11 protein-coding genes are annotated in these 14,585 nt (G+C 58.8%); 7 read left to right on the top strand and 4 right to left on the bottom strand.

Going from position 1 to position 14,585, the window contains the following annotated elements; translation table 11 throughout:
- Nucleotides 1-23 precede the first annotated feature (23 nt).
- Both aroL and G449_RS0108830 read right to left on the bottom strand, forming a co-directional pair.
- Nucleotides 24-569: a shikimate kinase AroL gene (gene aroL, locus G449_RS0108835; RefSeq protein ID WP_022658950.1), complete on the bottom strand. Its 546-nt coding sequence runs from the start codon at nucleotides 567-569 to the stop codon at nucleotides 24-26.
- A 9-nt stretch (nucleotides 570-578) separates the two neighbouring features.
- The gene (locus G449_RS0108830; RefSeq protein ID WP_022658949.1) at nucleotides 579-1,652 is read right to left on the bottom strand and encodes a M24 family metallopeptidase; all 1,074 of its coding nucleotides are present in this window, start codon (nucleotides 1,650-1,652) and stop codon (nucleotides 579-581) included.
- A gap of 200 nt (nucleotides 1,653-1,852) precedes the next feature.
- Here G449_RS0108830 and G449_RS0108825 point away from each other — a divergent pair, with 200 nt between their 5' ends.
- The 7 genes from G449_RS0108825 to G449_RS17805 all read left to right on the top strand — a co-directional run bounded on the left by G449_RS0108825 (nucleotide 1,853) and on the right by G449_RS17805 (nucleotide 11,911).
- Nucleotides 1,853-2,662: an iron-sulfur cluster-binding protein gene (locus G449_RS0108825; protein WP_022658948.1), complete on the top strand. Its 810-nt coding sequence runs from the start codon at nucleotides 1,853-1,855 to the stop codon at nucleotides 2,660-2,662.
- Between the two features lie 179 nt (nucleotides 2,663-2,841).
- The gene (locus tag G449_RS0108820) at nucleotides 2,842-3,768 is read left to right on the top strand and encodes a dihydroorotate dehydrogenase (protein WP_022658947.1); all 927 of its coding nucleotides are present in this window, start codon (nucleotides 2,842-2,844) and stop codon (nucleotides 3,766-3,768) included.
- 2 nt (nucleotides 3,769-3,770) lie between these two features.
- Nucleotides 3,771-4,901, top strand: coding sequence for a hypothetical protein (locus G449_RS0108815; protein WP_022658946.1), 1,131 nt, complete (start codon nucleotides 3,771-3,773; stop codon nucleotides 4,899-4,901).
- 2 nt (nucleotides 4,902-4,903) lie between these two features.
- The gene (locus G449_RS17810; RefSeq protein ID WP_027180845.1) at nucleotides 4,904-5,989 is read left to right on the top strand and encodes an NAD-dependent epimerase/dehydratase family protein; all 1,086 of its coding nucleotides are present in this window, start codon (nucleotides 4,904-4,906) and stop codon (nucleotides 5,987-5,989) included.
- Nucleotides 5,986-7,986, top strand: coding sequence for an ATP-binding cassette domain-containing protein (locus G449_RS0108805; protein ID WP_022658944.1), 2,001 nt, complete (start codon nucleotides 5,986-5,988; stop codon nucleotides 7,984-7,986). The genes G449_RS17810 and G449_RS0108805 overlap by 4 nt, the downstream gene beginning before the upstream one ends.
- A gap of 121 nt (nucleotides 7,987-8,107) precedes the next feature.
- Nucleotides 8,108-8,515 (top strand): (deoxy)nucleoside triphosphate pyrophosphohydrolase, encoded by a 408-nt coding sequence (locus G449_RS0108800; RefSeq protein ID WP_027180844.1) that lies wholly within the window; start codon nucleotides 8,108-8,110, stop codon nucleotides 8,513-8,515.
- Between the two features lie 339 nt (nucleotides 8,516-8,854).
- Entirely contained in the window at nucleotides 8,855-11,911 is a 3,057-nt protein-coding gene (locus tag G449_RS17805) for an EAL domain-containing protein (RefSeq protein WP_022658942.1), read from the top strand.
- 90 nt (nucleotides 11,912-12,001) lie between these two features.
- Here G449_RS17805 and G449_RS0108790 read toward each other — a convergent pair whose 3' ends face one another.
- Together G449_RS0108790 and G449_RS0108785 are read right to left on the bottom strand one after the other, a co-directional pair.
- Nucleotides 12,002-13,351: a sugar transferase gene (locus G449_RS0108790; RefSeq protein WP_022658941.1), complete on the bottom strand. Its 1,350-nt coding sequence runs from the start codon at nucleotides 13,349-13,351 to the stop codon at nucleotides 12,002-12,004.
- A complete protein-coding gene (locus G449_RS0108785) occupies nucleotides 13,348-14,505 on the bottom strand; it encodes a glycosyltransferase family 4 protein (protein ID WP_022658940.1) in 1,158 nt (385 codons plus the stop codon). The genes G449_RS0108790 and G449_RS0108785 overlap by 4 nt, the downstream gene beginning before the upstream one ends.
- Nucleotides 14,506-14,585: the final 80 nt, after the last annotated feature.

The following is a 14,585-nucleotide window of genomic DNA, read 5'->3' as shown; positions in this document are numbered from 1 at the left end:
TGAAGGCAGGGGGAAATGTGCGGTCATGACTTGGCGTGACCTTGCGGTTTCCGTTCCTGCCAGAGTTGTTCTATGTGCCGGCAGACAACAGGCATGGGCTGCGATGCGTCAACTATGTGGTGGGCTGCCTGTTCATAAAGATGCCGCCGCTCGTCCAAAATCTGACTGATTTCTTCAATGAGCCCCTTGCCAGTCAGCGAAGGGCGCTGACTGTTGACAGGGTTGCGGCTCAGTCTTTCGGCAAGGGTCTGCAAAGGCGCATCAAGAAAAATAACCATGCCGCGTTGCCACATAAGAAGGCGATTCTCTTCCGCCAGCACCATGCCGCCCCCGGTGGAGACAACACAGCCAGCGGGGTGCGCGTCCGCCACTTCCTGCAAGGCCTGACTTTCCCGGCTGCGGAAGCCGGGCCAGCCCTCTGCGGCCACAATCTGCTCAACGGTAAGGCCCGCCCGGTGCAGCAAATGCTGATCAGTGTCGGCAAAGGGCAGGCCGAGGCTTCTGGCAAGCGCCTTGCCGATGGTGGTTTTGCCCGAAGCCCGCGCGCCCACCAGAAAGAGAATGCTCATGCCGCCTCCTTAAAGGATTCTGACGCCGTCTTCTTCGACCAGCACGGTGTATTCCCAGCGGATGCCGCCCCATTTGGGGTAGTAGAGCCCCGGCTCAACGGTAACAACCATGCCAGGTTCAAGAACGCCCTCAGCGCGGGGCGAAAGGCTGGGTGCTTCGTGGGTTTCAAGGCCCACGCCGTGTCCGAGTCCGTGCGTAAAGGCATTGGCGACGCCAGCTTTGGCAAAAACATCATGCGCCAGCGCATAGGCCATGCGCAAAGGCATGCCGGGGCGCATGCCCTCAATGGCCGCCGTCTGCGCCTGCCGGGTAAGGTCGAGCGCACGGCGGAACTCGTCAGTGGGCGCAGTGCCTACCCAGAAGGTGCGGGTCTGGTCAGAGCAGTAGTTCTCAATGCGGCAGCCCACATCGACCAGAACCGGGCAGTTGTCTGTAACAACGTCCTGACCGGGGATGGCATGGGGCAGGGCGGCGTTTTTGCCCACGGCCACAATGTTGGCAAAAGCAAGTTCCGAAGCGCCGTTCTCGCGAAAAAAGCGCTCAATGAGCCAGCTTATGTGGGCCTCGGTGCGACCCGGTTCCAGCTGGCCCTCAACCCATTTCATCAGCTTGTGGTTGAGCGCAAAAGATTTTTCCAGCGCGGAGATTTCGCAGGGTTCCTTGATGCGGCGCAGGCGCTCGACCATGCCGTCTGCCGCCTCGCAATACAGGCCGGAGCCAGCGTCAGTCAGATCGCGGGCAAAGGCGAGGCTGACGCCGTTGGCCTCAATGCCAATGCGGCTGCCGCAGCGCCTGAGCAATCCGTGCAGTTCGCGCGCTGCGTTGCCGCCGTATATAAAGATGCGTTCGCGATCCCAGATGCGTGAGGCTGCGTCCAGATAGCGGCCGTCTGTTGCCAGCCAGTCGTGCCCATCAGATGTGATGACAAGTCTGCCTGCGCTTTCGTTAAACTGTGGATCATGCAGCTCAAAACCGGAAAGATAAAACCTGTTGGCAGCCTGGCTGATGAGCATGGCGTCAAGCCCGCGCAAGCGCATGGCACGCCGGAGGTTTTCACGGCGGGAAGCGAAGATGTCACTCATAAAAATTCTCCTGCGGGCACTATACCCAGCGCAGGGCTGGCTGAAAAGGTTAAATTTAACGGGGTTGAGCGGAGCGGATTATGGTGGGCGGGCGGGCCGTCAGAATGGACAATTGATACATTTCTTGTATACATTAGCAAAGAGGCTTGGAGTAGCGGGGTCAGTTGACCTAGAACCTAACTAGGACTATTATTATAGACATGTCACAAACATCTTCTTGCGAGCTTGATGTTCTCGATCTTGTGCCTTTTGGGCAGACCGGCAACGAAAGCCGCTTTTTTGCGTTGCGCCTCTCCCGCCCCGAGTGGACTCGGTGGCGGCCTGGGCAGTTTGTCATGATCCGTCCCCGAAATTTCGGGCTGGATATCCCCTGGGCGCGCCCCCTTGGTATCTGCCATATGACCTCCCGGCATATGATCTGCTTTTTCCAGGTGCGCGGCAAAGGCACAAGGCGCATGTCCGAGCTGCGCTCGGGCGACAAGGTGCGCGTGTGGGGGCCGCTGGGCAACGGGTTTGTCGTTGAGCCGGACACCCCGACCCTGCTGCTGGCAGGCGGTATGGGCATAGTGCCCTTTGTGGGCTACGTGAGCGAGCATCCCAAGCCGTGGAATGTTTCCATGCTCTTTGGGCACCGCGAGCACATCAGTTGCTATCCAGTGGACAGCATCAACGAGCACGTGCCGCTGGACAGCCTGCGCGAAGCGGAATCCGGCGATCTGGACGACTTTATTTTTACCATTCAGGAGCGCATGAGCGAATACGCCGAGCAGAAGGGCCTTGTGCTTGCCTGCGGGCCTACGCCCTTTATGCGCACCGTGCAAAAGTTTGCCGCCGAGCTTGGCGTTCGTTGCCAGGTTTCGCTTGAAAACCGCATGGCCTGCGGCGTGGGCGCGTGCCTTGGCTGCGTGACCAAAACCACAGAAGCCTGGCCGGTCGAAGCAAAGCGCGAAGGCCTGGTGCAGGTGTGCAACCACGGCCCGGTATTCTGGTCGGATCAGGTAGAACTGTAGGTTTTGCCTGCGCTTCCTTGATTCCTGAAACGACGTTAACGCCCGCATGCGGCATCGGTTACGGCCATGGCGCGCCGCACCGGCGAACTGGCGGTCGCGCGTGGGCACGCGCGCGGGCCTTTCTTGCCAGGCGAAGCCACGCACAAAATGCCGGATGCCGGCAATCTGGAGAAAGCGGCATGGATCTTTCCGTCACACTCAAGGGGCAGACGCACGATCTGACCCTTAAGAACCCTGTGCTCACGGCTTCAGGCACCTTCGGCTACGGGCTGGAGTTTGCCTCTTACGGCGATCTCGCCGCGCTTGGCGGTCTGGTAGCCAAGGGTCTTTCCCTGTTGCCGCGTCAGGGCAACCCTACGCCGCGCATTGTGGAAACCACCGCAGGTATGCTTAACGCCGTGGGTCTGCAAAATGACGGAGTCGAGGTTTTCTGCCAAGACAAGCTGCCCCGCCTGCCCTGGCAGGAAACAGCCGTTATCGCCAATATTTACGCCGGTTCGGTGGAGGAATTCGCCGAGCTTGCCGCCCGCCTCAATGCGGAAGAAGGCGTTGCCGCCCTTGAGGTGAACGTCTCCTGCCCCAACGTCAAGGAAGGCGGCGTGCTGTTTGGCCAGGATCCGGTGCTTGCCGCCCAGGTTACGGCTGCCGTGCGCCGCGCCGCGCCGGGCAAGCACGTTATGGTCAAGCTCTCGCCCAACGTGACGGATATCGCCCTTATGGCCCGTAGCGTTGAAGACGCAGGCGCGGACAGTATCTCGTGCATCAACACGCTGCTCGGAATGTCTGTGGATCTGAACAGCCGCAAGCCCTCGCTGGCCAACGTGGTGGGTGGGCTTTCCGGCCCCGCAATCAAGCCCGTGGCCCTGCGCTGCGTGTGGCAGGTGTCCCGCGCCGTGAACATCCCCGTTATCGGTGTGGGCGGCATTGTCACCGCCGAAGACGCTCTGGAATTTTTGCTGGTGGGCGCGCGCGCCGTGCAGGTTGGCACGGGCAACTTCATGCGGCCCGACTGCGCCTTTGCCCTGGCAGAGGAACTCCCCGCCCTGTGTGAAAAGCTGGGCATTGAAGACCTGGGCGCTTATTGCGGCAGCCTGGATTTGGACTAATTATGTCGCTTACCGTTATCCCCGCCCGCTCCAAGCAGGAGTTTGACCAGTTCATGGATTTGCCGTGGAGCCTGTACGAACGTGGCTCCCTGTGGACGCCTGGCCTTAAAAGCCAGGATCGTGAACTACTCACGCCCGGTGAACATCCCTTTTGGGAAAGCGCCCGACGCGAACTCTTTCTTGTGCTGCGCGATGGCCGCGCCATTGGCCGCATAGCAGCCATTGTGGACGAAAAGTACAATGCCTATGCCAATGAAAAGTGCGGGGCCTTCGGCTTTTTTGAGTGCGCCAATGATCCCGAGGCGGCCCACGCCCTGCTGGATGCGGCGCACGGCTGGCTGGCCGCGCAGGGCATGCGCTTTATGCGCGGGCCGCTGAATCCTTCGGCCAACTATACCTGCGGCCTGCTGGTGCACGGCTTTGACCTTGCGCCCACCATCATGATGCCCTGGAACCCGCCGTATTACGCAGAACTGCTTGAAACGTGGCATCTGCGCAAGGAGCAGGATCTTTTCGCCTACCAGATTGAGCGCTCGCGCCTTACCCCGCCGGAATGGCTCAGTGAGGAAGTGACGCGCCTCAAGGCCGAGGGGCGCTTTACCTGTCGTACGTCCAGCAAGGCCACGCTGGCGGAGGATATCCGCGCCATGCTGGAGCTGTACAAGGTTTCCTGGGCCAAGAACTGGGGTTTTTCTCCCCTTTCTGACGGCGAGGCGGAGCAGCACGTCAAGGAGCTCAAAAGCGTTCTTGATCCGGAATTTTTTGTGCTGTTCTTCCACAATAACGAACCTGCCGCAGGCATGGTGGCCCTGCCGGACATGGCCCCGCTTTTGCGGCGGCTCAACGGCAAGCTGGGCATTTCGGCATTGTGGCACTGGTGGCAGTCCCGCGCAGAAATTCGCGGTGGCTACCGCATCATTCTTTTTGGTATTCGTGAAGAATTCCGCCTCATGGGCCTGCCCTTGCTGCTGCTCGACTTCATGCTGGAAAAGGCGCGTCAGCACCCGCATTTTCAGTGGGTTGAGGGTTCCTGGGTGCTGGAAGACAATGCGCCCGTCAACGATCTGCTTGAAGATTTCTCGGGCCAGCTTACCAAGCGTTACCGCCTCTACCGCAGGGAGATTCAGTCGTGACCATGACTGAAAGCGCCATATATACTCGGCACTTGGCGGGTAAAAAAGTGCTGCTTACGGGCGGCACTGGTTTTGTGGGACGACATCTGCTGCCGCAACTGCTGGAAGCCGGAGCGCAGGTCACCTGCCTCACGCGGGCTGCCTCGCGCACCGGGCATCTGCCAGCGGGTGTGGAAACAGTCCAGGCCGATCTGAGCACGGGCCTGGGGCTTGCAGAAGCCCTGCACGGCAAGGATGTGGTCATCCACATGGCGGCCCTGCTTTTTGGCCTTGGCTGGCAGGATTATCTGCGGGCCAATGCCCTTGCCGCCCGCAGCATGGCCAACGCCATTACAAGCCTTGCCCGCGAGGGAAACCTTGCGGCGGACTTTCGCTTTGTGCTGGTTTCAAGCCTCGCGGCAACCGGCCCCTGCGGCACTGCCCCCGGTGTGGACGATGCCACGCCGCCTGCGCCGGTTTCCGCATATGGCTGGTCAAAAATGCTTACCGAGCAGGTGCTTGGGCGCGCCCTTGGGCAAAGTCTTGTAACCCTGCGCCCCCCCATCATCTATGGCTCGGGCGACAAAGGCCTGCTGCCGGTATTTCAGGGGGTTATGCGTGCCCATGTGGCTGTGAGCCCCGGCGCTGGACGCGAGTTCCCGGTCAGCGCCGTACATGCGGACGACATGGCCCAGGCCGTGCTGTGCGCATGCAGGGCCGAAGCCAGCGGCGTTTATCATCTCAGTGACGGCGAGGCCTATACCATGTCCGGCTTTTGCCGGGTCATGGGCGCAGCGGTGGACAAGGCCCTTGGCCGCGCGCCCCGCAATGTGCGCGTAGTGCGCATACCTTTGCCCGTCATGGCTTGTACTGCCGGGCTGTCCACGGCCTTTGCCGTGGCTGCCGATGCCGTGTCCCGCCGCCTTTTGGGGCGTGGGCTGCGGCGCGCCCCGGCTTGGAATCTGGACAAATACCGTGAAGCCCGTCAGGCCGGGTGGCTGTGCGACAACAGCCGCATCTGCCGCGAACTGGGCTTTGCGCCGCGCGTGAGCCTTGAGGCAGGCATGACCGAAGCCGTCGACGGCTACCGCCGCGAGGGCTGGTTGTGAAGATCACCATACAGGAACTTTCCAAGGCATTTGGCGGACGGGACATTCTCAGCAACTTCTCGCTGGAAGTGGATCCCGGTGTGCGGCTGTGCGTTTGCGGCCCCAACGGTACGGGTAAATCCACCTTGCTGCGCCTCCTGGCCGGGGTGGAAAGCCCTGACGGCGGGCGGGTGATTCTGCCGCGTGGCTGCCGTCTGGGTTTTGTGGAGCAGGAACTTTCAGAGGAATCCCTCGAAACGCCGCTGCTGGCCTATGTGCTGGACGTGCTGCACGACTGGAGCGACTTTTGGGCCGAATGGGAAGAAGCCGCCGCCAGCAAGGACGAGTCGCGCCTGACCTCCCTGATGCACCGTCAGAGCGAGCTTGAGGCGCTCTACGGCTACAATCCCGAGCATCGGGCCAAGGCCGTGCTTTCCGGTCTGGGATTTGCCGAAAACAAGTGGAACCGAACCCTGCGCGAACTCTCCGGCGGCTGGCGCGAGCGCGCCAAGCTGGCCCGTGTGCTTACCGCCGGTGCTGACGTGCTGCTGCTCGACGAACCCACCAACCATCTCGACGTAGAAGCCGTGGAATGGCTGGAATCCTTCCTTATGGACTTCAGCGGCGCGCTGGTATTTGTAGCCCATGACCGTGTGTTCATGGACAATGTCGGCACCCATGTTCTCTACCTCGGGCTGTCCAAGCCCGTGTTCCGCAAGGCCACCTACACGCAGTTTCTGACCCTTCAGGACGAATACAACGCCCAGCGTGAGCGTGAAGCCCGTGCCCTCAAGGATGACCTTGACCGCAAGATGGCCTTTGTGGAGCGTTTTCGCGCCAAGGCCACCAAGGCCCGTCAGGCGGGTTCCCGGATGAAGATGGCTAAAAAGCTTGAAAAAGAGCTGGAAGACTACAGGCCGGAACCCAAGCGCAAGGAACTGAATTTTAGCTGGCCTGAAGCTCCGCATTCAGAAAAGATCGTTCTGTCTGCTGCGGATCTGGAATTTCATTTTGGCGACGGCAAAACCATGTGGCCGCCTCTGACTCTGACCCTGTTCCGTGGGCAGCGGGTGGCGCTGGTGGGGCACAACGGCTGCGGCAAGTCCACCCTGCTCAAGCTGCTGGCCGGTACGCTGGAACGCTGCGGCGGCAATGTGGTTACGGCATCGCAGATGCGCATGGGCTACTATACCCAGCATCAGATGGACACCTTGCGGGGCGATACCACGGTGCTTGGCGAAATCCGCCGTCTTTCAGACCCGCGCACCACGGAAGAAGAGCTGATGAGTGTTCTCGGGCTCTTTATGCTGGGGCAGGACTATTTTGAACGGCAGGTGAGCGCCCTTTCGGGTGGCGAAAAAAGCCGCCTTGTGCTGGCAACGCTCTTTTTGAAGCGCTGCAACTTTCTGTTGCTGGACGAACCCACCAACCATCTTGACCTTGAAAGCCGCGAAGCCCTGGTGAGCGCGCTACAGAAGTTTAACGGCACCCTGCTCATGGTGGCGCATGACCGCTGGCTGCTTTCGCAGGTCGGGGCTGAAGCGTGGGAACTCAATGAAAACGGGCTGACCGTATTCCCCGACTTTGCCTCGTATGACGAGAACCGCCGCGCCCGCCAGAACGGTTTGGGCGAAAGCCCCCAGAGTGCCGCCAATGCATCGGGCAACAGCGCCCGGCAGCCGGACGCGCCCGCCGCGCTGCCACTGTCGCGTGATGAACAGAAGCGCATCAAGCGCGAACAGGCCGACAGGCGCAATGCCCTGCACAAGGAGCTGAAGCCCCTGCAAAGCCGTTACGAAGCGCTGGAAACAGAGCTTGCCTCGGTGCTTGACCAGCAGGCCCTTGTGGAAGGCCAACTGGCCGACCCGGATGTGTACGCCGACCACGCCCGTTCCAGCGATCTGCTCAAGACATTTGAATCATGCAAACAGCGTAGTGAAGCCATTTTTGAAGAAATGACCACACTTGAAGAAGGCATGACGGCTGTGCGGGAAAAGTGGAACGTGGAGCAGGATTGACCGACAGGTTTCGCGGCAACCCTCACAAAGGCGTTGCGTGCCGTAACAGCTTGGTGCAATAGTACAAATGCGTTTTCACCCAAAACTGCTCCAGGGCCGCGTGCCCGGTGTGGAGAGCGGCATGCAACATATAGAAGTAGCTGCGGGCATCATCTGGCGGGGCAAGAGGTTTCTGGCCAGCCAGCGCCTTAGCGACAAGCCTCTTGAAGGATACTGGGAGTTTCCCGGCGGCAAGCTCGAAGCCGGAGAAAGCCCGGAAGACGCCCTCAAACGCGAACTGGCTGAAGAGCTGGGCGTGGGCGTGCGTCAGGCCGTGTTCTGGAAAAGCCTTGACCATGAATATGTGGAGCGCGGCTTCAGCGTGCGGCTGTATTTTTTTCATGTCACCGAATTCGTGGGCGAACCCTGCGGCGAAGAAGGGCAAAACCTGCGATGGGTTGAGCCGCAGGAAGCCTTTGCCCTCGGATTTTTGCCTGCCGATGCCGCGGTGCTTGAAGAACTCATAGCGAGGCAACCGAGCATTCTTTGATAATTTTCGTGATGTGCCTCCCTTCGCAGTGAATATTTTTGTTTCGGCCCGCCTATGGCGGGCTTTTTTTATGGGCAGGGGAATTAGGGTGCAACTGGCGGTGGAAATGTTCCCCGCAAAAAGGTAGCCTGAAATCAGTATTTATCGAAACCGCCACTGATCACTGCTTTTTCCAAAAAATTCGGGAGAGGCTATGCGAATGCTGTCAGCGGAACGGTGGGCTACGCCCTGCAAGCCCGGCCGCATCATTTTATCCCTTCCCAAACGGTGTTGGCGTGCGGCCTTGCATGTCACTCAGGTGGCGTGCCTTGGCAGGTTCGAACACCGGGCAGGTGATCTATGCGTATAAAACAGCTTTCCTTTATTGTGTGCGCCGCCATAGTCGGGCTGTTCGTGCTTATTTCCTACGTCACGTCCGAGCTTGTGGTGGTGCGCGGCGTTGACGCCATTGAGAGCAACAGTTCCGCCGAAAAAATGAAGCAGTTGCGCAACCACATTCATGCGCAGGAAACACAGCTAAGCCATATCGCAGTGGACTGGGCATGCTGGGATGACGCCTACCGGTTCATGCAGGACAATAATGATGAGTTTGTACGAACCAACCTGCGGCAGAAGATGCTGGCAAAGTTGAATTTGTCGTCCATTGCCTATGTCAGCAGAGATGCAGCAAACGTACATATGGTTGAAGACGATGCGGACTGGCGCAAGCCTGAGCATACAGCCGAGGTGCAACGCCTTTACGGGCAACTGGTCAACAGGCTTGATGGCAGTTCGGAAGAAGGTCTTGCAGGGGTCATGGTGATTGGCTCTGTGCCGCACATTGTTGCGGCACAGAAAATACGCGATACGGGCATGCTGCTGCCCGCCAACGGTGTGGTTTTCATGACCCGCGCCATTGATGCGGATTTTATAAAGGACGTGGAACACGATACCCTGCTGCGTTTTACGGTGCTGCCGGTGGAAGCGTTCACCAGTCTGCCCGTGGCTGCGGATGATCTGAACGCCTTCAAAATTGTGCGCGAAGACGGCAGCATCAATTCATATTCAGTGGTGCGCGATCTTTTTGATTGTGCGGCGTTTTGCCTGCGGCTTGTGACAGGCCGGGAAATTGCCCAGCTTGGCAAGCGCATGTTTTTGCAGAATTTTATTCTGATTGTCGTCACAGGTATGGGTATGCTGATTGCATTCCTGGTGTTTACAGAAAAGCAGATACTCAGGCGCATTCTCTCCATGCAGCGGCAGGCGCAGCATATTGAAAAAAGCAGCGAGCCACTGAAAAAGATTGATATTCATGGTGATGACGAAATATTTGACCTCTCCCAGAAGATCAACAGCATGATTGACGCCCTGCAATCCAACGAAAAGTTTTTGCAACAGACGCTGGATACTCTTCAGGCAGGCGTAATCACCATTGAACCGGGCAGCCTGAAAGTGCGCAGCATCAATGCTTTTGCGCAACAGTTCATCGGCCTGCCTGCCAATGAAATTGTGGGCAGGCCCTGCCATGAATTTATCTGCCCCGGCGGGGTGGACCTCTGCCCCATGAGCAAGGGCAATCCCAAGGGCGAGCTGCTCGCAGGCCAGCTGACGTCTGTGGACGGCACCATGAAGACCATCGTGAAATCCGTGCGCGCCATTGAGATGAAGGGCGAAGAGATTTTTCTGGAATCGTTTGTGGACATAACGGATCTGGAAACAACGCGTAAGGAGCTGCAACGCTCGGAAGAGCGGTACAAGACCTTGTTCATGAACACCGGCACGGCGACGGCGGTTATTAGCAGCACTGGGCTGATATTTTTGACAAATACTGAATTTTCCAACCTTGTGGGCATGCCCCCGGATGAGATTGAAGGAAAGCTCTTCATAACCAGATTCCTGGGTAAGGGCGAAGGGCATTCGCCGCTGTCGTTCGGCTCTTCTGCAACACGGGGCAGTGAAAAATACGAAGCAGAAATCCGGAGCAGCACGGGAAAAACCATCAATGTGCTGGTAACCCGGGCAAAAGTTCCTGAAAGCGGCCTGTCCGTCATTTCCCTGCTGGATATTTCGGAACGCTCGGCAATGGAGAGGGAACTGGCCTACAGGGCCAACCATGACCTGCTCACGGGGCTTGCCAACAAGGCTCTGGTGGCAACGCGGCTCATGGCCGCCATGCAAGAAGTGCATGAATCCGGGGGCATGGTGGGCGTGCTGCTCATCGACCTTGACCGCTTCAAGCAGGTGAACGACAGCTTCGGGCATTCGCTGGGCGACAAACTTTTACGGCAGGCTGCGGAGCGTCTGACGTATCTGGCCCGGCAGGATGACTGCGTGGCGCGTACCGGCGGCGATGAATTTGTCATTGTGGTGGGCAAGGCGCAGGGGAAGGTCCAGCTTGAGGCCCTGGCAAGCAATGTGCTGCATTCGTTGAACCGCTGTTTTTATGTGGACGAATATTCCATCTATCTTAGCGCAAGTATTGGCATTGCCTGCTATCCCGGCGACGGCACTACAGTGGAAGCGCTGATGCAAAGCGCCGACCTTGCCATGTACAGAGCCAAGGCCAAGGGCAAGAACACGCATACGTTTTTTACAGAAGACCTCACGGTGGCGGCCAACGACCGCATGGCGCTGGAAACGGAGCTTTTTCGCGCCATGGACAGTGCTGCCTTTGAGGTGCACTACCAGCCCAAGATTGATATTGCCAACGGCGCAGTTGCAGGCTGTGAAGCTCTGGTGCGCTGGAAGCGCGCTGACGGCACGTGGATTCCTCCCTCTGTGTTTATCCCCCTGGCTGAAGAGATAGGGCTTGTGCGTCGGCTCGACATGTACGTGCTGCGCAAGGCGTGCCGGCAGCAGAGGGAATGGAAGGAGCAGGGGCTTGGGAATGTCCATATGTCTGTGAACATGTCCGGGCGCAGCATCATTGCTGAAACATTTGTGGATGATGTGCTGGACGTGCTGGGCCGGGAAGATGTGCGCCCCGGGCACCTGGGCATGGAAATCACCGAGACCGCCTTTATGTCCAATATGGCGGAGGCGTCCCGGGCCATTGCGGCATTGAGCGAGCAGGGAATACAGATATATCTGGATGACTTTGGAACCGGGTATTCATCGCTGTACTATCTGCATACCATGCCCATCGCCAGCCTGAAAATCGACAAGTCGTTCATTGACGGTATCAACGCGCCGTTCAACGCTTCCAATGAACTTGTTAAAACCGTGCTGACCCTCGCCTCCGGCCTTGGTATGTCAACAGTGGCAGAAGGCGTTGAAACACGGGAACAGATTGATTTTCTGGCAAATAATGGCTGCGGCATCATTCAGGGCTATATCTTTTCCCAGGCGCTCAGCGGCAGCGATTTTGCAACCTATCTGAAAAGTTCTGCCGCTAGCATTGCGGCGGTAATGGCTTAATCTGCCAGTTTTTCAAGGCCATAAAAAGCCCCGCGGGATTATCCCGCGGGGCTTTGGTATTTGCAGCGGCTGTGCGCTTTGAGGCGCGGACTAGCGCGCTCCCTTGGGGAAGAGCACAACGCCGACCGTCTTGAACACGATATTTATGTCCAGCAGAATGGACATGTTCTTGATGTAGTACAGGTCATATTCCAGTTTACGGCGGGCATCATCTTCTGACGCGCCGTATGGATAGCACACCTGCGCCCAGCCGGTGAGGCCCGGCTTAACCGTATGCCGCAGGCTGTAGTAGGGTATGGTTTCCTTGAGCTTGGTCACAAAGGCCATGCGCTCGGGGCGCGGGCCGATAAAGCTCATGTCCCCTTTCAGGATGTTCCATATCTGGGGCAGTTCGTCTATGCGCACCTTGCGGATGAACTTGCCGAACTTTGTCACGCGCGCGTCGTGGGCGCTGGCCCATACGGCTCCGTTCTTTTCAGCATCTGCGCGCATGGAGCGGAACTTGTAGACCGTAAATTCCTTTTCAAAAAGGCCAACGCGATCCTGTTTGTAAATGACCGGGCCGGGCGATTCCAGCCGCACCACAAGGGCGGTCAGCAGCATGATGGGCGCTGCGGGAATGAGCAGGAGCAGCGAGATCAGCACATCGAGGGCGCGCTTGAGCCTGCGTAACGAGCCGCGCGTGTTCAGCGAAAAGCCTTCAGTCTGCAACAGCCACTCATCGTTGATCTGCGAGAGCGGCAGGCGCTGCACCACATGCTCATAAAAACTGCGGATATCCACCACCATGCTGCCGCGCAGCTTCGCTTCCAGCAGATCATGGGCGATGTCGTCGTCAATGGGCGCATCGGGCAGCAGCAGGATCATGGTTGCCTGTTTTTCTTTGGCAATGTCCAGAGCCATGAAGGGTGCGCCAAGGCACGGCCCGGCATCAGGCCCCTGATCGCGTTCGCCCACATAGCCAAGAATCTCGGCCTTGGGCAGCCCCTCTGCCAGCAACTGGCGCACCTTGCCTGCGCGGTCCACCCCCACCAGCAAAATGCGCAGGGGATGGGTGAGCCTTTCGGCATTGAGGTGATAAATCCAGCGCCAGCCCAGAGAAAAGGCCAGCGAAAGAGCAAAAAGCATGGCCACGGTTTCGCGGTCAAAACGCCAGTGCTGAAAGGCGTAAGAAGCGGTGGCCGAAGAAATGATGCCAAGCAGGCAGGCTACCAGCACACGCCCCACGGTCTCCTTGAAGTCCTCGTTGCCAACGCTGTACGCATCAAGGATGTAAAAAAAGAGCATGTAAAAGAAGATGGTAAAGAGCGTAGCGCCCGTATAGTCGTGGAAAATGCTCAGATCGGATTCGACCGTCAGAAAGCCGGTAATGCTGAGTGCCAGCAAAATGCAGACGAGATCCAGAACCTGCAGCATGGCCATGCGGTATGTGCTTATCATAGGGTATCCTCAATGGCGGGCACGCGCATGTCTTCAAGAATGCGCGCGGCCACTTTTTCGGCGTCAAATTCACTCAGGGCCAGTTCGTGCCCGGCCTGCCCCATGCGGGCAATGCTTTCAGGGCTGGTGATGAAGGATTCCATGGCACCTGCCAGCGCCTGCGGATTGCGCACCGGCACAAGATAGCCGTTGACGCCATCGCGCACAACTTCGCGGCAGCCGGGGGCATCCGTGACTACAGCGGGGCGACCCATGCTCATGCCTTCCATAATGGAGGTCGGTGTTCCCTCGCGCCACGAAGGCAGCACAAGCACATGAGCCGCAGCCACATAGGGGCGCACATCGGGTGTTTCCCCAAGGTATTCTATGCAGCCCTGTTTCTGCCACGCATCCATCTGTTCCATGCTCACGCTGCCGAGGCCTTTTTCCGGCGGGCCGAGCACCTGAAAGCGGGCATCAGGGTATCGGGCCTTGAGCAGGCGTGCGGCTTCGGCATATTCCGGCAAGCCCTTGGCTTCAAGCAGGCGCGCCACCAGCAGAAAAAGGGGCGACCCACTGAGGCGGCCATCGGCGGAATAGCCGGGCAAGGGGCTGGGGGCAAAGCGCTTTGTATCCACCCCGGTGCCGCGCGCGGTAAGCACCCGCGCGTTGCGGCCGAGGATGCCCGACTGGCGGAAAACCTTTATGTCGTCCTGATTCTGAAAAAAAACGCCTTCCGCGCCCGAAAGCGCCACTCGGTATAGCAGGCGGCCCAGGCGGTTGACGCATTTCTTGAAGAAGGTATCAGCCTCAAAGGCATAACCAAGGCCGGTGATGGTGGCATAAACGTGGGGAATCCCAGCAGCCCTTGCCGCCATGCAGCCGTAAATGACAGGCTTGATGGTGGAGGCAAAAAGCAGGTCTGGCTTTTCGTCCCTGAAAAGGCTGAACAGCTCCCGCGTGGTGCGCAGGTCGCTCAGGGGGTTCAGCCCCTTTCTGTCCAGCGAATAGTGGCGCAGGCGCGCACCCTGAGCGGCCAGTGCTGCTTCAGCATCGGCATCGCCTGGCGGGGCGCAGCAAACCACCTCGTGCCCGGCCTTGCGCATGTGCCGGATCAACACGCTCCAGAAGTTGCTCATGGCTTTGGTCTGGTTGCCCAGAACAATGATCTTCATGCTCGGCGCTCTCCCTTGTTCGGCGCTTGTCCTGCGGGCTTGTGTCGCATGCGCAAGCCTATAGCACTACAACCGTGTTA

The organism is Desulfovibrio desulfuricans DSM 642 (assembly GCF_000420465.1).
GTDB classification, from domain to species: domain Bacteria; phylum Desulfobacterota; class Desulfovibrionia; order Desulfovibrionales; family Desulfovibrionaceae; genus Desulfovibrio; species Desulfovibrio desulfuricans.
Note: the sequence above shows the minus strand (reverse complement) of the source record. Positions and strands in the feature narration are given on the sequence as shown.